The organism is Flavobacterium arcticum, from assembly GCF_003344925.1.
Taxonomy (GTDB): domain Bacteria; phylum Bacteroidota; class Bacteroidia; order Flavobacteriales; family Flavobacteriaceae; genus Flavobacterium; species Flavobacterium arcticum.
This window is the reverse complement of the sequence record NZ_CP031188.1, coordinates 842539-862605: the sequence shown is the minus strand read 5'-3', so window position 1 is coordinate 862605 and position 20067 is coordinate 842539. Positions and strand designations below refer to the sequence as shown.

Annotated in this window: 11 protein-coding genes and 2 tRNA genes; 5 read left to right on the top strand and 8 right to left on the bottom strand. The window is 35.5% G+C overall.

Annotated elements, in window-relative coordinates; genetic code table 11:
* Window positions 1-46 precede the first annotated feature (46 nt).
* A tRNA-Leu gene (locus DVK85_RS03910) sits at window positions 47-128 on the top strand.
* 163 nt (window positions 129-291) lie between these two features.
* Here DVK85_RS03910 and DVK85_RS03905 read toward each other — a convergent pair.
* A complete protein-coding gene (locus DVK85_RS03905) occupies window positions 292-3618 on the bottom strand; it encodes a CotH kinase family protein (protein WP_114677182.1) in 3327 nt (1108 codons plus the stop codon).
* A gap of 396 nt (window positions 3619-4014) precedes the next feature.
* Between DVK85_RS03905 and DVK85_RS03900 the strand changes: the two genes are divergently transcribed.
* Window positions 4015-5037, top strand: coding sequence for a LacI family DNA-binding transcriptional regulator (locus DVK85_RS03900; RefSeq protein WP_114677181.1), 1023 nt, complete (start codon window positions 4015-4017; stop codon window positions 5035-5037).
* Between the two features lie 68 nt (window positions 5038-5105).
* Here the strand turns inward: DVK85_RS03900 and DVK85_RS03895 are convergent, their stop codons facing one another.
* From DVK85_RS03895 to polA, 3 genes are read right to left on the bottom strand one after another with little or no spacing between them, the layout of a single operon-like run.
* Window positions 5106-5384, bottom strand: a complete 279-nt coding sequence (locus tag DVK85_RS03895) for a hypothetical protein (RefSeq protein ID WP_114677180.1) — start codon at window positions 5382-5384, stop codon at window positions 5106-5108.
* Between the two features lie 60 nt (window positions 5385-5444).
* A complete protein-coding gene (locus DVK85_RS03890; RefSeq protein ID WP_114677179.1) occupies window positions 5445-6761 on the bottom strand; it encodes a serine hydrolase domain-containing protein in 1317 nt (438 codons plus the stop codon).
* Between the two features lie 54 nt (window positions 6762-6815).
* The gene (gene polA / locus DVK85_RS03885) at window positions 6816-9653 is read right to left on the bottom strand and encodes a DNA polymerase I (RefSeq protein WP_114677178.1); all 2838 of its coding nucleotides are present in this window, start codon (window positions 9651-9653) and stop codon (window positions 6816-6818) included.
* A gap of 149 nt (window positions 9654-9802) precedes the next feature.
* Between polA and DVK85_RS03880 the strand changes: the two genes are divergently transcribed.
* A complete protein-coding gene (locus tag DVK85_RS03880; RefSeq protein ID WP_114677177.1) occupies window positions 9803-11032 on the top strand; it encodes a metallophosphoesterase in 1230 nt (409 codons plus the stop codon).
* A 73-nt stretch (window positions 11033-11105) separates the two neighbouring features.
* Window positions 11106-11405: a thioredoxin family protein gene (locus DVK85_RS03875; protein ID WP_114677176.1), complete on the top strand. Its 300-nt coding sequence runs from the start codon at window positions 11106-11108 to the stop codon at window positions 11403-11405.
* Here the strand turns inward: DVK85_RS03875 and DVK85_RS03870 are convergent.
* From DVK85_RS03870 to DVK85_RS03860, 3 genes are all read right to left on the bottom strand, one after another.
* Window positions 11398-12042, bottom strand: a complete 645-nt coding sequence (locus DVK85_RS03870; RefSeq protein ID WP_114677175.1) for a polysaccharide deacetylase family protein — start codon at window positions 12040-12042, stop codon at window positions 11398-11400. The genes DVK85_RS03875 and DVK85_RS03870 overlap by 8 nt on opposite strands.
* A 78-nt stretch (window positions 12043-12120) precedes the next feature.
* A complete protein-coding gene (locus DVK85_RS03865; RefSeq protein WP_114677174.1) occupies window positions 12121-15402 on the bottom strand; it encodes a glycosyltransferase family 117 protein in 3282 nt (1093 codons plus the stop codon).
* A 145-nt stretch (window positions 15403-15547) separates the two neighbouring features.
* Window positions 15548-18823 (bottom strand): glycosyltransferase family 117 protein, encoded by a 3276-nt coding sequence (locus DVK85_RS03860; RefSeq protein WP_114677173.1) that lies wholly within the window; start codon window positions 18821-18823, stop codon window positions 15548-15550.
* 147 nt (window positions 18824-18970) lie between these two features.
* On the opposite strand from DVK85_RS03860, the gene DVK85_RS03855 reads away from it, so the two are divergent.
* A tRNA-Gln gene (locus tag DVK85_RS03855) sits at window positions 18971-19043 on the top strand.
* A gap of 53 nt (window positions 19044-19096) precedes the next feature.
* On the opposite strand, the gene DVK85_RS03850 is transcribed toward DVK85_RS03855, so the two are convergent.
* Complete coding sequence (locus DVK85_RS03850; RefSeq protein WP_114677172.1) at window positions 19097-19942, bottom strand: universal stress protein; 846 nt, start codon at window positions 19940-19942, stop codon at window positions 19097-19099.
* Window positions 19943-20067: the final 125 nt, after the last annotated feature.

The following is a 20067-nucleotide window of genomic DNA, read 5'->3' as shown; positions in this document are numbered from 1 at the left end:
TATTTGCACTCACAATAATGAAACGCATATCAAGTTTGTTATTCCTGCGGGTGTGGTGAAATTGGTAGACACGCCAGACTTAGGATCTGGTGCCTCACGGTGTGAAGGTTCGAGTCCTTTCACCCGCACAAAAAGCCTCTGAGAAATCAGAGGCTTTTTTATTGTAGTGAATTTAAAGACTGAAAAATACTCGTTATATATTTATGATTCTTCTCTTTGAAGTGATAAAATAAAAAACCGCCCTTCAGTTCATTTGAGCAGAAGGGCGGTTTTGGTTATGAATAATTTTGATTATTGCTTAATTACTTTAATTGTTTTTTCGGTGTTATTTGAAAACACTTTAAGTAAATAAATTCCTGTAGGTAAGTTTTCTAAATCAATTTGATGATTAAGGTTTTTAGGAGAAGATTGATGTACGGCTTGCCCATAAATAGTGTATAAAATAACCTTATCTATAGCCTCGCTAGCTTCAATGTTAACTATGTTATCAGTAGGGTTAGGGTATACTTTTACAGTTACATCTCTTATAGGGGTAATAACAGTTAGTGTTGTTTCGCCTGTAATAGCAATGTTATTAAGGTAAACTTCATTTCCTTCATCAATAAACATATCTGTACCGTCAAAACGAATACGCACTTTAAAATCAGGGTTGTTATTTGCGGTAGTAATATTAGAAAAATCAAACTCTTTCACTTCATAGCTGTCAGCTATTGCAACTGATGCGTTCTCAAGTCCATTAGTAGTCCATTCTGAACCATTCCAGTAGTCTACTAATAAAGTTTGTGCAGCACCGTTAGACTCTATTGCAAGAGAAAGTTTTATGTTTTGCAGATTAGTAGTAGGAGTTTGTAGCTCGATAGTGTTTTCAAGATCTCCAACTCTAAAAGGTTGCTTAATTTGTATTCCTTTCATTATTCCGTCTGAATAAGTAATGTCATTATTAGCTTCAGGGTAGTAATTTAAAGGAGTAGGACTATTTTTACGTTCCATAGATGCTTTACGCCAGTTATCATCTGCACTTGTAAAAGGATACCCTTCTAAACAAGAGCTATACATTATCTTTGCTGTTAGTTCATTTGCGGCATAGGTTGCATCAAGTTCTTCTAAAGGAGTATCATTTGGAATTTCCGAATCCATAAGCCAGAAGTAAACAATTTCTTCTCCTGCTGCTTCTGGTTCAAAATTAGCCTGAATTTCCATATTACTATTTGGGGTAACTGTTATGGCTACATCTGTACTATTAACATCGCCAGACCAATGAGAGAATACATATCCAGGCATTGCTGTAGCCTCTAGAGTTACAGGTATGTTGTTAAAATAAATACCCGTCCATGGGTAAGGATTTTCAGGTACACCTGGTGTAGATGGTTCTATACTAACAGTATTTATTTTAATGTTACCAGCGTCGGTATTAGAAACATTTAATATTAAATCGACTGTTCCTGTAAGGTCAAAATAAGTTCTAATTTGTTCTCTTTGAATATCAGGTCTTTCTGTACCCCAGTTTAATAAGTTTTGTTTTTCTATATCTTGGTAGAAGAATTGTCTTGGAAAACGGTTTATGTCTTCTGTTAGATAAGGTTCAATTTCGTCAAAAGTTTCGTTTGTTATAGCGTTGAAACGTTGGGTTGTAAATGCTGTATTTAAAATATCAGCAAAACGATTTATAAAAGCTGTTTTAAAACCGTCATTAGCTAATAACTCCCCTAAGAAAGATTCATTAGCCGATTCGGTCATGTCGCCCCAATGTTGCATCCAGTTCGTTTCACTCTTTAAAGACGCTTCAAAATCTTGTACGTTTAAACGCCATTTCCCATCTCCGTAAGACTCATTTTCTACATCTCGAACTCTCCAAAAATTTCTTTCGTAACTATCATTTGCGGCATAAACTTCTAGAACCATGTGATCTATAAAAGATTCCATGTCTAGAATGTCATTGACTTGAGAAAATAAATTTTCATCTGCCATATCATTTTGAATGATAAAATCTCTCATGGTAATAAAACTTTGGTAGTCAGTATCATCACCTTCGTCTATTTCACAATTCCCACCTTTACAATCAACCTGAATAATATTATCTTCATCCAAGTCAAAATTTAAAGCATAATGATGTTTGTCAAAACGATCTCTAAGAGTTGTAAGCCCCCAAAACTCACCATTAATAAAATGAATAGCTGGTTTTATTCGGGTAACACCATTAAATACAGGTTGCATAATACGATTAAATACAACATCATAGGCGATAGCTCCTCCAGTGCCGTCACCTCTTAACATAATGCGTTTAAATTCATTATTGTTAGGTACGGGTGCATCAGGAATTACTTCGTCAAATAAGTTATGTTCAAACGTGTTTGCTTCGTCATATTCGCTTCGTGCATACAGTCTAAGGTTTTTAATAGCCAAGGCTCTAGAGTTGTTTCCGTGAATCCTGAAACCTCCATTAATATTCATTACAGAATTTAAAGAGCCTGATTCAAAAAATTCTACATGTACAGGATACTCCCAGTCTGAACCGCTTCTCCAGTAATTAGACCATTCGGGTCTATACCATTGGTTGTTATCAGGATTGTTTTCTCTCCATGTGTCAAAATCAACTCCTGCGGTATAAGTACCATCATTATAATCAAATAAATAGTTTTCTTGAATTTGAAGAGATATAACAGGTATTTGGTAAGGGTTGCCCTCACTCCATATAAAGAATGTTTTAGCAATAATTTTAGACCCCACACCATCTACATAAGCACGTGCTTTAACAATAGTGGCTTTTCTTACAGGTGTTGTAGGAGTGTATAAAGGGTGCTGACGCGTATTCTTATTGGCTAATTGGTCTGCCTCGGCAGAGCGATCATAAACCGCAACAGGTACAGTATAGGTGTTCGATGTATAAGAGTCTGTTAATAAAAGGCCTGGTGTATCAGTGGTTTCTAATTTATAAGCATTTTTATATTCAAAAACAGTCCCTGATATATTATCTAATTGAGGTTCAGATCCATCTGTTGTATATACAATTACAGCATTAGGGTTGTTATGCGATAATAATAAATCAAATGATTCTGTATATAACCCCGAGTCATGAGAAAAAGTAGGTGGAACTAATAGTTCAGATAACCCAGTAGTTGTATTAGCTACCCCTGGTGTAGGAGAGTAGAAAAACAACCATGAACCAGTACCGTCGGGCTGACGACCAATTGAAACATCAGTTTCTGATGCAATAGCGGGTGCTTCATTAACAAGTACCCCGTCAGGGTCTGTTAATACAATAGTCTCTCCTCCAGAACTGATTTTGAAATTAGTGTGTAGCGGTTCTCCAGCAATTACCTTGTCTTTGTCAGATGCCCATACTAACAAAAATTCGTTAGGCTGTAGTGTCTGCGCAGGGAAAACCCATTTAAAAGGAATTGTAGTGTCATCGGTAATACCATACCCCTCTAGATTCACAGGAGTTGTTCCGTAATTATATAGTTCAATCCAATCTTCAAAATCTCCATCCTCATCGGTCAGAGTAGCATCGTTTGATGACATAATTTCATTGATAGCAATTTCTTGAGACCAAGAAATACTAAAAGTTATTAATGATAGAAATACCAAAAATGATTTTGGAATTGTAAATTTATTCATGGAGTAATGGGGTTAAAAAGGTTAATTTAAAAATAACTGTATTAGTTTTTAATGTAAGATATTGCTTTAAAGTGGTGTTTATCTGTTTGTTGAAATGCAAAAATAACCTTTTATTTAACTTTTTTTAATTAAAATTTAACTTTTATGTTGTTTGATGTAGTTGTGTTTAGTTATCTTAAGTATAAGTACTTTTATTTTACAAATAAAAGTACTTGCGATTCTATATTATATAATAAATGAATTAGTACTATTTGTATTAGCTTTTAAGATATGGGATTGTAAATTATTGCTTAGGATATGCTTTTAGTCATGTTTTTTTAGGTAGTAGTATTAGTAACTGTAGTATAGTTTTCGTATTTTTTTCGTTATTTTACGTGAAATTAAATTTATCAGGATATGAAACAGAAAGCCACATTAAAGCAAATTGCAAAAGAACTCAATGTCTCCGTTTCAACAGTGTCAAAAGCGCTGAGTAATAGTCCTGAGATTAGCGAACCTACCAAAATAAGAGTTCAGGAGTTTGCTAAACTTAAAAATTACAAGCCAAATAATATGGCTGTAAACCTAAAGAATAAGCGCTCTAAAACCATAGGTGTTATTATCCCTAATATACTCAACCCGTTTTTTGCTAAAGTGTTTAGCGGTATAGAAATGGCTGCTAATGCAAGAGGATATAATGTAATAACATGTATCTCTAATGAGTCACTTGAAAAAGAAATTCATGCTATGGATATGCTTAGTAATGGTACTATAGATGGTTTTATATTATCTGTGTCAGAAGAAACACAAATGCAGCAGGAATTTAAACATTTTAAAGAAGCCATGTCTGATGATTTACCTATAGTAATGTTCGATAGAATATCTGACGAGGTAAACTGTGATAAGGTTATTGTAGATGATTTCGATTCGGCAGTACACGCAGTTAACCACATGATAAAGCTGAATTGTAAAAATATAGCTTTAGTTTCTACTATAGATAATCTTAGTGTAGGTAAATTACGTGCCGACGGTTATAGGAAAGCATTATCTGATAATAAGTATCAGGTAAATGAAGATGTAATATTGCTTACCGATAACCCAGAAGAATTTGATAATAAATTAGCTTCTATTTTTGATAAAAATATAGATGGTGTTTTTGCCCTTGATGAGCACGCCTCTGTAATGGCGATGAAAATGGCAATTAAGCGAGGTGTAAAAATACCTGAAGAACTTAATATTATAGGCTTTGCCGATGGGGTATGGTCAAGACGACTAACGCCAAGTCTTTCAACCGTGAGCCAGCACGGTCCCGAAATAGGGGAAGCTGCTGCCGAGATGCTTATTAATCGATTAGAGTCTAAAGAAGAGGAAGAGCCGGAATATGTAACTAAGGTTATTAAAACGGAATTAAGACAAAGAGAATCTACCAGAAAATTATAAATAAAATAACCGCTATATGTTTTAAGCATATAGCGGTTTTTAATTTTTCTTTAAAGTTTTTAAGGCAATTAGTATGGAAACGATATGTAGTCATATATGCCATAACCTATAGTCAGTGCTATAAAAACACCACCTATAGCGATTCTTCCATAATCTACAGTGCCAGCTTTTTTATCTTCTCTAAACTTTAAATAAGCCATAAAAGAAACTAGAGCAACAAAACTAACGCTAATTACCAAAACAACGTTTGTGCTTAAATCGATAAGGCTATCTCTCAATGACCAGAATAGTAGTATTAGTGCTACCATCGCTAAGGTGTAGTTGCTTACTTTTTTGTTTTTTCTCATAGGTGGATGAATTTTAAACAAAAATAATATTTGAATTGAGTTGATACAAGTATTACTTCTTTATTCTTTAGTAAACTCATTAACTGTTCCGCCTTGGTGTATAGCAAAACCATTTTCTTTAAAGCTAATGATAATACCAGCAGGTTCAAAGTTAAACTCGGTATCGCTTAATGGGTTTAAAGGGAAAGCACCCTGCCCTGTAGCTTGAGCCGTTAGCTGGTCGCCTACAAGTTTTATAGTTATCTTTAATGGTATGGTTGGCGAAGCGTATGTACCTTCATAACTTTTAAGCGTTTCTTGAGTTACCTGAGCTGTTTTTAAGTTTGGCAAACGATAAGGTACTTTATAATAACTACTCAATACACCAATTAATATTTGGTTAGAGTCATACCCTTCACCATTAACTGTCATAGCAATACTCAACTCGTCTTTTGGATAGTAACCTAATACGGATGAAAAACCTTCTATACCCCCGTTATGCCCATAAAAACGACGTTCGCCAAATGGAAATATGAAAACACCTTTCCCGTAACCAAAGTCCATCGTTTTCATTTCTTCAAGCGACTCTTTTTTTATAATATCACCTTCAAATAAGGCTCTAATAAACTTTGTTAAGTCAGTAGGAGTGCTTTGCAGTGCACCAGCAGCAAAAGTTACTGACTCATGCCATTCTTCACGTTTTAACCAGCTATCACCATCCAGAGAGTAAGAATATGCCTCATTACGCTTTGGGTTTATTTTGCCGTAATAGTAGGTGTTTTTTAGTTTTAATTTTTTTATAATTCTTTCATTAACAACATCTTTATAGCGTTTATTGGTGATGTCTTCTATAATATAGCCTAATAATAGATAATTGCTATTGCTATAATCGGCTTTTTCATTAGGATTAAAAACCGAACCGTAATCGGTAATGCGTTGTAACATGGCTTTGCGCGTTTGCGGTGTTTCGACATAATCCATAAAAAGACTATCATTTGTAAAATTATAAATACCACTACTATGGTTCAAGAGGTTTTTTATACTGATGCTGTCTGCATTTTTTATTTGTGGGTAGTATTCTGCCAGTTTCGTGTCAAGCGTTAGTTTTTTCTCTTCTATTAATTGAAAAATAATAGAAGAAGTAAACATTTTGGTAATAGACCCAATCTTGTATTTAGTGTCAACATTAGCCTTTACTTTGTTTTCAAGATCGGCATAGCCATAAGCTTTTTCAAAAACTATTTTATCTTTTTCTCGTATAGTAACAGAGCCCATAAACTTATCATTGGTAGTAAAGTAGGTAAGTACACTGTCAATTTTTTGGAATTTAGGTTCGCTCTGTGCATAAGTAGCTATTGCAGTGCTTGCTGTAAAAAGGATAAATAGATATTTTTTCATATTGATGATTGTTTTAGATATCAGTAAGACTAATAACTATTTAATTTGTTACAATTAATGCGCCTCAAGCCAATTATTGCCCGTTCCCATATCAACATCTAATGGTACATCTAGCTTAAAGGCGTTTTCCATTTCATACTTTATCATAGGCTTTATAAGGTCTAGTTCGCTGTTGTGTACATCAAAAACAAGCTCATCATGTACTTGCAGTAACATTTTGCTTTTCCAGTTTTCGCTAACCAGTTTTTGCTGTATATTTATCATTGCAATCTTAATAATGTCAGCGGCACTACCTTGTATAGGCGCATTCACAGCATTACGCTCGGCACCACCACGCACTACGGCGTTTTGCGAATTAATATCTTTTAGGTAGCGTCTTCTACCTAGTATGGTTTGCACATAACCTTGCTCGCGTGCCATTTCTATTTGGTCTTGTATGTATTGCTTTAATGTAGGGTAGGTTTTGTAGTAAGCATCGATAAGATCTTTCGATTCCGATCGACTTAACGAAGTTTGGTTACTCAACCCAAATGCCGAAACACCATATATAATACCAAAGTTAACTGTTTTGGCATGGCTACGTTGTTCGCGAGTCACATCTTCTAATGGTACATCAAACACTTTTGCAGCAGTAGAGGCATGAATATCCTCTCCGTTTTTAAAAGCATTTACCATCTCTGGGTCACCACTTAGTGCTGCAATAATACGTAGTTCTATTTGCGAGTAATCGGCAGAAAGCAGTGTGTAATTTTCGTCACGTGCTATAAATGCTGCACGCACCTGTCGTCCTCTTTCAGTACGTATCGGTATATTTTGTAGGTTTGGGTTGTTAGAGCTTAAACGTCCTGTTGCAGCAACCGTTTGCATATAATCTGTATGTACACGTTTAGTCTTTTCGTTTACTTGCAATGGTAAAGCATCTACATAGGTGTTTTGTAGTTTTACTATTTGTCGCCAATTCAGTATGTTTTCTACTATCGGGTTATCTTTTGCCAAGTACGAAAGTATTTCTTCGCCCGTGGCGTACTGTCCTGTTTTGGTTTTCTTTTGTTTAGGTCCGCCTATTTTTAATTTGTCAAATAATATATCGCCCAGTTGTTTTGGCGAAGCAAGGTTAAAGGTTTCGCCTGCGGTTTCATATATCTTTTCTTCAAGCCCTTTAATATCTCTTGCTAACTCATCTGATAATTTTTTTAAATAATCAGTATCAAGATTAATACCTTCACGCTCCATAGCAGCAAGCACAGGTACAAGCGGAATTTCTATTTCGTCGAATAACTTTCGGGTAGCTGCCTCTTCAAGTTGTGGTTCAAAAATCTCTTTTAGTTGTAGTGTAATATCGGCGTCCTCTGTAGCATACTCTTTTACAAGGTCAATTTCTACATCGCGCATACTCTTCTGGTTTTTACCTTTTTTACCAATAAGCTCTACTATCGGCATAGGCGAATAGCTAAGGTAGGTTTCGGCAAGTATATCCATGTTATGGCGCATATCGGGGTTAATAAGGTAATGTGCAATCATGGTATCAAAAAGTTTTCCTTTTACGGTAATGCCGTAATTGGCTAGTACTTTGAGGTCATATTTTAAATTTTGTCCTACTTTTTCAATATTTTCATCTTCAAAAAACGGGATAAATTTGTTGATTAATTCTTGTGCTTCATCACGGTTTTCGGGTACAGGTACATAAAATCCTTTACCTGTCTCCCAAGAAAAAGAGATTCCTACCAACTCGGCAGTAAGCGCGTCAAGCCCCGTGGTTTCAGTGTCAAAACATACTGTTTTTTGTTGTAGCATATCACGTAGTAACAGGCTTAAACCTATACCGCCTTGTATAGCTTGATATACATGATTAGTAGTGTCTAGTTTTTTATAAAAGTCAGCATTAGGTGTTGTAGCTTCTCCTGTTGCTGGCTCGCCAAATAACGATGTTTGTTGTGTATCTTTTTGCTTCGCTACACTTTTTGAGGGTGCTGTGCCTTGTGGTGGCACAGTAGTATTTTCAGCATCTTGCACAAATAGTTTATGAAACTGCTCTGTCATTCTCCTAAACTCCAATTCCTGAAAAATAGCTTCTGTTTTCTCGGTATCAGGTTTAGAGAGTTCATAATCATTTTCGTTAAAGGTAACATCGCAGTCAAGAAGTATGGTTGCCAGCTTCTTCGACATAATGCCTTTTTCCTTATTAGCTTCTATATTCTCTTTCATTTTTCCTTTTAGCTCATGCGTGTTGGCTAACAGGTTTTCCATAGAGCCGTATTGTTTCAGGAATTTTTTGGCTGTTTTTTCGCCCACCCCCGGTAGTCCTGGTATGTTATCTACAGCATCCCCCATCATCCCTAAAAAGTCAATTACTTGTTCAGGGCGTTCTACTTCAAAACGTTCTTGTATTTCGGGTACGCCCCATATCTCTATACCGTTACCCATACGTGCAGGGCGGTACATAAATATATTTTCAGACACTAATTGTGCAAAATCTTTATCGGGCGTTACCATAAATACCTGATAGTTTTCTTTTTCGGCTTGCTTGGCTATAGTACCTATGAGGTCATCAGCTTCGCAGCCAGCTAACTCTATAATAGGTATGTGCATTGCTTTAAGAATGTCTTGTATATAGGGTATTGCAATTTTTATAGCTTCAGGTGTTTCATCACGGTTAGCTTTATATTCAACAAACATTTCTGTACGCACGGCACTTCCACCTTTATCAAAAGCTACAGCAAGATGGTCGGGTTTTTCACGCTTTATAACATCGAGTAACGAGTTCATGAACCCCATTATAGCCGAGGTGTCCATACCTTTTGAGTTGATTCGTGGATTTTTTATAAAGGCGTAATAACCGCGAAATATAAGCGCATAGGCATCGAGTAGAAAAAGTCGTTTTTGCTGTGACATAAAAAATGTATTTGACCGTAAAAATAAACAAACCAATGTAAAATAAGAAGCTACACGTTATGTATAAAGATTAATTTCTATAACTGTCATTTATTCTGTAACATTTAGCATCGTTATTCGTTACTTTGTATATTAAATCATGTATATAAATGTTTCGTTGGATATTATTATTCGTTTTTGTGGCTGTAGTAGAGATATATGCCTTTCAGGCATTGCGTACTGTTACTAAACTTCGCTGGTTGTTGTGGGCTTATCAAGGGATTTCTCTTTTTATAATCTTATATATTGCTTATTCGTTTACACAGTTTGACAGGAGTGTAGGGCAAAACAAGCAGAGCTTGTTTACCATTGGTTTACTGCTTATAACTTTTGTTCCTAAAATGATCATAGCGAGTATGATGATTTTGGAAGATGTTACCCGTATTATTGGAGGGTTAATGAGAGAGTTTTTAGGTGATAGTAACGAATCATTTTTTAGTGAAAGACGAAAATTTGTAAGCCAAATTGCATTAGGCTTGGCAGCGATACCATTTCTGTCTTTATTATATGGTGTTACAAAAGGCAAGTATAATTTTAAAGTCAGGAAAAAAACAATTTATTTCCCTGACCTTCCGGAAAATTTTGACGGACTTACCATTACACAAATATCTGATGTACACAGTGGTAGTTTTGATGATCCTGATGAAATAAGCCATGCCATTAATCTTATTAACGAACAAAAATCAGATATTGTACTGTTTACAGGTGATATTGTAAATACTCATGCACATGAAATGCATCCTTGGGTTGATACTTTTAAACGTATAGAAACACCTACATTGGGTAAATATTCTGTATTAGGTAATCATGATTATGGTGAGTATGTTACTTGGAATACTGAAAAGGAGAAACAAGACAACTTTGAAGCAATAAAAGACCTACACCGTCAAATTGACTTTAAGTTACTGCTTAATGAAAATGTAAAAATTAATAAGGACGGACAAGAAATAGCCCTAGTAGGAGTAGAGAACTGGGGGCATAATTTTAAAAAAGCAGGCGATTTGCCAAAAGCATCTAAAGGATTAACTCCTGAAGATTTTAAAATACTGATGAGTCATGACCCATCGCACTGGGAATATGAAGTGAAAGATAATGCGAATAACTATCACCTTACGCTTAGCGGGCATACACATGGGTTACAATTTGGTATAGAAATACCAGGTTTTATAAAGTGGAGTCCTGTGCAATATGTATACAAACAATGGGCAGGGCTATATGAAAAAACAGGTCGCTATATATATGTAAATAGAGGTTTTGGTTTTCATGCTTACCCAGGTAGGGTAGGAATATGGCCAGAAATCACTGTTTTAGAGCTAAAAAAAGGTCAAAAAATAGCATAGATTACTAAAATTGTTATATTTGTGTAAATTTTAGCGAGATATAAAAGCTTTAGGTCGGTTTAAATTTTAATTTATGTCAAAATTCGGAGAACTTATTAACTCCCAAGTGCCAGTACTGATCGATTTTTATACAGAATGGAATGAGCCATCAGTATCTATGCACCCAGTAATGCGTGATGTAGCTGCTGCTCTTGGAGACAAAGCCAAAGTGATAAAAATTGATGTAGATAAAAATCAGGAGCTTGCAGATGCCCTTAGAATAAAAGGGTTACCTACACTTATGATTTATAAAGATGGGCAGATGGTATGGAGACAATCGGGCGAGCTCGATGCGAATACCATTATTACATTGGTACAGGAACAGGCTAGCTAATTTTTGCAAACCTAAATCCTTTTTCTTTTAAATAATTTATGACCAATGGTAGTGCATATTGCATATTGGTTGCTGCCTTTATGCTATCGTGAAAAATAATCACGCTACCTTCGCGAGTAGTATTTACAACGTTTTTAAAGCATTTTTCAGGGCTTATACTCTTGTCAAAATCAGCGCTTAACACATCCCACATTATTATCCTGTAGCCTTTACTGCGCACGTATTTTGCCTGTGTTCTTTTCATCTTACCGTAAGGAGGGCGAAATAGCTTCACTTTCTCAAATTCAGGATTTCTTTTTAGGATAGCTGTTTCCGTAGCCTCTATATTATCAATATATGTTGCATTATTAGTATTCCAACCGTTGAGGTGGTTAAAGGTGTGGTTACCTATAGCATGCCCTTCGGTAATTATTTTATTGAAGATATCAGGGTGTTTTTCTATATTGTTACCAATACAAAAAAAGGTCGCTTTAATATCGTGCGGACGTAATATATCGAGTACCCATTCGGTGATTTCGGGGGTAGGACCATCATCAAAAGTAAGGTATACGGTTTTACTCGTGTTAGGTATATCCCACACAAAGCCTGAAAATAGACGCTTTATAAACCATCGTGTTTTTACCCAATACATTTTCATTATTCTTATTTTTATAAAGTAAAAGAGGCAGTATCTAAATGATACTACCTCTCAAAATTACATATTATTTTGTAAGTATTATTCGCTGTCTCTTTGGTAGCGCTTAAACATCTCGTTATACTTATTAAAAGCTGGTTTTTCTTTATTGTAAAGGGCAGTATCACCTTGTTCTTTCATTATCCATAATAGGCTTCTGTAACGCTCTATATCTGTAATAATGTCAATGTGGTGTGCATCCTGCTGGCTTATTTTAAGTCCTTTATAAAATGTTAAGCTTTCCTGATATTTTTTAATAAGAGTAGCAAGCATTGTCCTTGCTTTTTCTTTATTACCTGTTTTATAATACCCTGTAGCAAAAGGTTCTAAAAGCGTATAATAGCCATAATATTCTAAAGGCATTTTTTCCATAGCCAAGTCGATTATCTTTTTGGCTTTTTCTTCTTTACCTTCTTCAATCAGTTTTTCCATTAATCTTGCTAGGTTAGTACGGAAAGTAATACTGTTTTTACGGGTTTCAGGATCATGATATATATTTGGGCTATCGCTGTTACCCCAATCCCATTGCATTACAATATCATACATTTTATCGGCATCTATATACCCCATGTCTAGCGGACTACCATCTTTAGGTATTGGTGTGCGTATAGGAACAAGTTTAAACACCATACCATCTAGTTGCAGGTAATCTTTCATCCACAGGTAATCATCATCACCAAAGCTACCGCCTGTAAAATAGATAGGGCGTTCCCAGTTGTTATTCGCTAGTATATCGAGCATCATAAGGCGGTTTTTATACAATGCATCACCTTTAATATCAATATCGATGTAAGGCACAATAGAGTCATACTGTGCAGGACTTACGGCTTTGTTTTTAATAATGTTTTCCTTGTCAACAGTAAGTCTTATTTTGTTGGTACGGTAATAATTTACCATGTGCCCATTATTAAGTTCTTTTTTAACACGAGGGTCATCTGATCCTATAAATTTAAGGAACGTTTTAATATCCCATCGTTCATCTGTTTCAGGGATATGTAACATGTAATCTCTAGTGCCTTGTACATATTGCTCGTGTTTAAACGAAATAGGCATTGGTTTCGATTCGTATGCTTGTCTTTTCATTTGGTCAATATACCAGTCAGTCATAAATAGGCTAGTATTTACAATCCTGATATCGGTACGGTAACCTTCTACCTCTTGTGCGTACCAAAGAGGGAAAGTATCGTTATCACCAATGGTAAATAGTATAGCATTAGGTTCGCACGATGACAGGTAAGCTTTTGCCATTGCTAAGGCTGTATAACGCCCTGAACGGTTATGGTCGTCCCAGTTTTGAGAACCCATTAATATTGGTGCTGCCAAAAGTGTTACTACAATAACAAGAGGAGCTGCTATTTTAGGTTTAATATAATTTTTAATAGTATCATATATAGCATATACTCCAAAGCCTATCCACATAGAGAACACAAAGAAAGATCCTACAAGAGCATAATCTCTTTCACGTGGTTCAAACGGACGTTCGTTAAGATATACTTTTAAAGCAAGTCCTGTAAATAGGAATAAAATTAACAGTACATAAAAACTTTTAATGTCTTTAAAAGCATGATAGGTTACACCAATAAGCCCTAATATAAGCGGAATCATAAAATACATATTGCGCCCTTTATTGTTCGTTTGGTCAGAAGATAGATTATCCTGAGAGCCAAGCCTCATAGTGTCAAATGGTTTTATACCGCTTATCCAGTTACCGTCCATATTATCGCCACGTCCTTGTATGTCATTTTGTCTTCCGGCAAAATTCCACATAAAGTACCTACCGTACATATAGCCAAACTGGTAGTTTACCATATAATCCATGTTATCCCAAAACGACGGCTTTTCTATAACAAGATACTGCCCGTAAGAGTTTAGAAATTTATTATAATCATCTAAATCAGCATCACCAGAACGGTAAGCAGCTTTAAATTGATTTACGGTACCTTCTAGTTCGCCTCTTATTTGGTTTACATAGTCTGCATACTCTTGCTCTGTCATTTGCTCAGGGTCTATACCATATTGGTACAGTTCCCTTTCATAATCAATAGCAGGATCAAGTTTGAATTCTAGTGGCTTAGTATAGCGCATATAATTTACAGCATGTTCTGTGCTCCACATTCTTGGCATAAAACCTTTATGTCTGTCGTCGGTATTTTGTTTGGCGTTTTTATAATTGTTTACAATTACATATTTACCTGTTTTGTAATCTCTTTGATAGTTAGGTTTCTCATCTTCATATGGATTGTTTTTGTCAAGTCCCGCATAAGTATCAGAATACATAGGGCCATAAAATAATTTTTGCTCGCCATACTGCTCCCTGTTATAGTAAGCTAATACTTCGGCAGCATCCGAAGGGCGGTTCTCATTAATAACTACATTAGCATTAGCACGAATAGGTAGCATCATCCATGTAGAGAAACCTATAAGTATAAATAGTGTAGAAAGTAATATAGTGTTGTACAACGGAAGCCCTTTTTTGTGAGTATAAGTAAGCCCGAAGTAAAAGAATGCAATAATAACTAACCCTATAAAAATTGTACCCGAGTTAAATGGCATACCTAAGCTGTTTACCATAAATATTTCGGTTTTCCCGAAAAGTGCCATGGTATAAGGTAATAACAGTTTGAAGATGAAAAGTAGTATAGCTACAATAATTACATTGGCTATAAGGAAACTCTTAATAGTTACATTTTCATAATTTTTAAAGAAATAAATAAACCCTATAGCAGGTATAGCAAGGAGTGCCATAAAGTGTACTCCGAAAGATAATCCTACTACAAGCGATATAATAAGCAACCATTTGTTACCACGTGGTGTATGCATATCCTGTTCCCAGCGCAGTCCCAGCCATAATAAAAGTGCAATGAATAAAGAAGCCATAGCATATACCTCGGCTTCAGTAGCATTAAACCAGAAACTATCAGAGAAAGTTAATGCCAAAGCCCCTACAAAGGCACTACCTAATATGGCTATAGCACTATTATTGTCAAATTCTGAAAATCGGGAAATAATTGTTCTTAAAATAATGGTAACTGACCAAAATAGAAATAGTATAGTAAATGCACTTGATACTACGGATACCATATTAACCATAAGAGCAACCTTATCTGGACTGGTAGCAAACATGGCGAAAAATGCACCCATCATTTGGAAGAGCGGAGCTCCTGGTGGGTGACCTACTTCGAGCTTTGCAGCAGTGGCAATATACTCACCACAGTCCCAAAAACTAAGGGTAGGTTCTACAGTTAACGAATATACAGTCATTGCTATGGCAAAAACAAACCAGCCAAGCAGTGTATTCCATTTCTTATAATTAAATGTTATCATGTATTATAAATTGTACCAGATTATTTGATATGCAAAGAAACTATTTTTTTTGTTTAAGGTAATAGTATTCGAGTTGTTTTTTATAGTCGCTTATAAAATGAACAGTAGTGGTTTAAACCACTGCTGTTACTGATAACCTTTTTGCTTATTCATTTTCTCGGTCAAACCGTGTAAACATCTGATTAAATTGATTAAACTCTTTTTTGTGCTTTTCATAAAGTGTGATGTCTTTATTCTCTTTCATTATCAATAATAAGCTTCTATAGCTTTCTATATCTCTAAGAATATTATAGTATAATGAGTTTTGCAATGAGGGCGCAAGCGAATGATAATAATCGAGATTCTCTTTATATTTTCTCGTAAGTTTGTTAAGTAACTGCCTTGCTTTTTCTGTTTTACTAGTGCGATAGTAGCCATCAGCAAAGGCTTCATCCATAAAATAAGCACGGTAATAATCAACGGGCATTTTTTCAAGAGCAAGGTCTATTATTTTTACTGCCTTTTCAGTCTTCCCCTCTTTAATTAAAGTGTCTGATAGGCGGGCTAAGTTTCTTTTGAAGGCAACACTGTTTCGCAGTGTTTGCGGATCATGATATATATCAGGGTTGTTACTGTTACCCCAATCCCATTTCATAACGGTATCATACATTTTTTCAGCATTTACCCTTCCAAAGTCAAAAGGAGCATCTTCATCAGGAGTCGTTTTTATGGGTACAAGCTTATAAGTCATACCTTCCAGTTGTAGGTAATCTTCCATCCATATGAAATAATCATCATCAGGACTACCGCCAGTAAAATATATAGGACGCTCCCAGTTATTATTCGCTATTATATCGAGAGTAATAAGGTTGTGCTTGTACAACACATCTGGCAAGTCAATATCTATATAGGGAACAATATCATCATAATAGGCTTCGGGTACTACCTTGTTTTTAATAACTTGTGCCTTATCAACGGGTACTCGAATTTTGTTAGTAGGGTAGTAGTTTATTTTCTGCCCGTTATTCATTTCTACTTTGGCACGTTCATCATCTAGCAATATAAAAGCCATAAAGTCTTTAATATCCATTCGCTCCTCCGTACGCGGGTTGTACAACATATAGTCGCGTGTGCCATCGCGGTATTGCTCATGTAAGAGCGATATAGGTAATGGGGTAGAATCATACGCCTGTCTTTTCATTTGGTCAATATACCAGTCAGCAGGTAAGTAGGTGCTACATGCTACTCGCACATCAGTTCTGTAACTTTCAATTTCTTGTGCATACCATAATGGAAATGTATCATTGTCGCCAACGGTAAATAGTATAGCTTTAGGGTCGCATGAATCGAGGTAGGCTTTTGCCATAGCCAATGCCGTATAACGCCCAGAGCGATCATGATCATCCCAGTTTTCTTTAGCCATAAGTACAGGAGCAGCAAGTAGGGTACAGGCAAGTACTACGGGTGTTACCACTTTTGGGTTAATGTGTTTTTTTAGCATATCATATAAAGCATATACCCCAAAGGCTATCCATATACCAAAAACGTAGAAAGAACCTACCAGTACATAATCGCGTTCACGTACTTCAAATGGACTTTCGTTTAAAAATACTTTTAGTGCAAGGCTTGTAAAGAGGAATAATACCAGTAGTATGTAAAAACTTTTTAGATCTTTTTTGGCATGATATACTAATCCGATAAGTCCTAGTAGTAGCGGTATAAAATAGTAAGCATTACGCCCTTTGTTACCCAGCATATCGCTTGTTAGTTTTTCCTGTGCACCAAGTCGCATTTCATCAACGGCTTTTATACCGCTTATCCAGTTGCCGTTTAGTATATCATCTTTACCTTGTATGTCATTTTGACGACCTGCAAAATTCCACATAAAGTAGCGCCAGTACATATACCCAAACTGATAGTTAAACATAAAGCTCAAGTTGTCGCTTAGGGTTGGCTTATCTACGATAAGATATTGACTATAACTTTTCAGGAAAGAATTATAATCAGTATTATCCATTTCACCCTTCCTGTACGATGATTTAAACTCTGCCACAACGTTTTCCAACTGCCCTTTCAATTGTGATGCTGCAATAGCAGTATCTTCGGGGCTTAATTGCGAAATATCCACGCCATATTGAGGTAGTTCTTTTTCAAAATCATAATATGGGTTTACCTTAAACTTCGGAGGTCCAGCATACGCCATATAAGTTACTGCGTTTTTTTCGTGTGCCAGTCGTGGTAAAAACCCCTCATGATTTTTATCAAAGTTTTGTTTAGCATTTTTGTAATGATTTACAATTACATATTTACCTGTAGTATAATCGCGCTCATAGTTGGGCTTGGCATCTGTATATGGATTTTCTTTGTCAAGTCCGGCATAAGCCTGTGTGTACATAGACCCGTAAAATGTTTTTTGTTCTTGGTAATTTTCACGATTATAATAGGCAAGTAATTCAGCAGCATTAGTTGGTGGATTCTCATTGATAGTTATGTTAGTGTTGGCACGAACAGATAACATCATCCATGACGAAAAACCTGTGTAGATGAACAGTAAGCACAGTAACAATGTGTTGTATAATGGTAGTTGTTTTTTACGAGTATATTTTAACCCACTATAAAATAAGAAACCTGTAAGGAGGAACATGATAATTGTACCTGAATTAAAAGGCATACCAAGACTGTTTACTACAAATATTTCAGTTTTTGCAAAAAGAGCTAATGTGTAAGGCATAAGGAGCATAAACACAAATAGAAGCACCCCTACAATACTAATATTGGCTATGGTGAAGTTTTTGATGGTGATTTTTTCGTAGTTCTTAAAATAATAAATAAGCCCTATAGAAGGTATGGTAAGTAATGCAAGGAAATGAACGCCGAAAGATAAACCTGTTAATAACGAGATGAGTAATAGCCATCGGTTACCATGTGGTAGGTGCATTTCTTCGCCCCAGCGTAGTCCTGCCCAAAATAATATTGCTATAAATAATGATGCCATAGCATATACCTCGGCTTCGGTAGCATTAAACCAAAAACTATCTGAAAACACAAAAGCAAGGCAGCCTACAGCAGCGCTCCCAAGAATCATAATGCTATTTTGTTTATTGATTTCTGTAAAGCGTATGATGAGGTTTTTGAGTAGTAATGTTGTTGACCAAAACATAAAGAGTATAGTGAATGCAGCAGAAAGTACAGATACCATATTGACCATCGGTGCTATATTCTCTTTTCCAGAAGCAAACATTGCAAAAAATGCTCCTGTGAGTTGATATAGTGGTGCGCCTGGTGGGTGACCAACTTGTAGTTTTGCGGCAGTAGCGATATATTCCCCACTATCCCAAAAACTCACAGTAGGTTCTACTGTAATGCTATAAACAATAAAGGCAATAGTAAATATTATCCACCCAATAATAAGGTTCCATTTTTTTAAATTAAAATTGATCATAGTCTGACTTATAAATACTTATATATTCTTACAATAATACTGTATATTCCTTACAGAACGCTAAAAATAAATTTTTAATATTTTTTTTGTGTAAAATTTTGGAAAAGAGAAAATGTGTCTTATATTTGCACCCGCAATGAAGAAGAATGGCCTATGGTGTAATTGGTAACACGTCTGTTTTTGGTACAGAAGAGTCTAGGTTCGAGACCTAGTGGGCCAACAAAAAACCTCTCAATATTTTGAGAGGTTTTTTTATTTTTATAACTTTCTTAATTATATTTTAAAGGTAACTACTGGTCTAACGGCATGGTTAACAAGATCTTCGCTTATACTTCCGTTAAAAAAGTGAGCAAGTCCTTGTCTTCCGTGTGTACACATACCAATCATATCAGCATCAATGCTATTGGCAAAATGCAGTATTCCTTTTTCTACATTTACATCATTATAAATGTGAGTGTTAAGGTTGTTTATGTTGAATCCTGATGCAAATTCAAGCATTAGTTTTTCTGCTGCATGGGTAGATTTGAAATCGTTTGGAGTGTTCACGTATACAAGATCTAGTTCCATGTTAAAAGTATTGGCAAATTCTACCACTTTTGCGAAAGGTTCTTTTATTTCTTTAGAGAAATCAGATGCAAAAACAAATTTTTGAGGCGTAAACTCTCCTTCATCTTTTTTAATGACTAATACTGGTACGCTAGATGTTCTTACAACCTTCTCAGTGTTAGAGCCTATAAACATTTCTCTAAAACCACTTGCTCCATGAGAACCCATTACGATAAGGTCTATGCCGTGATCTTTACTGTGTTTCATGATGCCGTCAAAGGCTTTTTCAAACTGTATTGCTTCAACAATCTTAATTCCTTCTAAGTATGGAGCGTTTACGATTTCTTCAAAACGCTCGCGTACTTTTTTCATAAAGAACATCACTTCAGGTATTCCTGCGCTTCCGCCTACAGCATTGCTTTCTCCTATACCATCATCAGCTACGTGATTAGGTAATTCAAGAAGATGTAGTAGGTAAATTTCACCATTATTTTTACGCGCAATTTGTGCGGCTACTTTTAGTGCATGTTCAGCATGTTCGGAAAAGTCTGTTGGGACTAGGATTTTTTTCATAATAATTGGAGTAAATCTTAAAGTATTGACAAATTTCTGTGTTATTTTTATAATATAAAATTAAGAATTTATTTTACATTATCCAATGATTTTCAATATATAAAAATAATTAGTATATTTGCGCG

Excerpts from the sequence above, each read along its gene's own strand:
- DVK85_RS03905 (WP_114677182.1), bottom strand. The coding sequence starts at position 3,618 with ATGAATAAATTTACAATTCCAAAATCATTTTTGGTATTTCTATCATTA.
- DVK85_RS03900 (WP_114677181.1), top strand. The coding sequence starts at position 4,015 with ATGAAACAGAAAGCCACATTAAAGCAAATTGCAAAAGAACTCAATGTC.
- DVK85_RS03895 (WP_114677180.1), bottom strand. The coding sequence starts at position 5,384 with ATGAGAAAAAACAAAAAAGTAAGCAACTACACCTTAGCGATGGTAGCA.
- DVK85_RS03890 (WP_114677179.1), bottom strand. The coding sequence starts at position 6,761 with ATGAAAAAATATCTATTTATCCTTTTTACAGCAAGCACTGCAATAGCT.
- polA (WP_114677178.1), bottom strand. The coding sequence starts at position 9,653 with ATGTCACAGCAAAAACGACTTTTTCTACTCGATGCCTATGCGCTTATA.
- DVK85_RS03880 (WP_114677177.1), top strand. The coding sequence starts at position 9,803 with ATGTTTCGTTGGATATTATTATTCGTTTTTGTGGCTGTAGTAGAGATA.
- DVK85_RS03875 (WP_114677176.1), top strand. The coding sequence starts at position 11,106 with ATGTCAAAATTCGGAGAACTTATTAACTCCCAAGTGCCAGTACTGATC.
- DVK85_RS03870 (WP_114677175.1), bottom strand. The coding sequence starts at position 12,042 with ATGAAAATGTATTGGGTAAAAACACGATGGTTTATAAAGCGTCTATTT.
- DVK85_RS03865 (WP_114677174.1), bottom strand. The coding sequence starts at position 15,402 with ATGATAACATTTAATTATAAGAAATGGAATACACTGCTTGGCTGGTTT.
- DVK85_RS03860 (WP_114677173.1), bottom strand. The coding sequence starts at position 18,823 with ATGATCAATTTTAATTTAAAAAAATGGAACCTTATTATTGGGTGGATA.
- DVK85_RS03850 (WP_114677172.1), bottom strand. The coding sequence starts at position 19,942 with ATGAAAAAAATCCTAGTCCCAACAGACTTTTCCGAACATGCTGAACAT.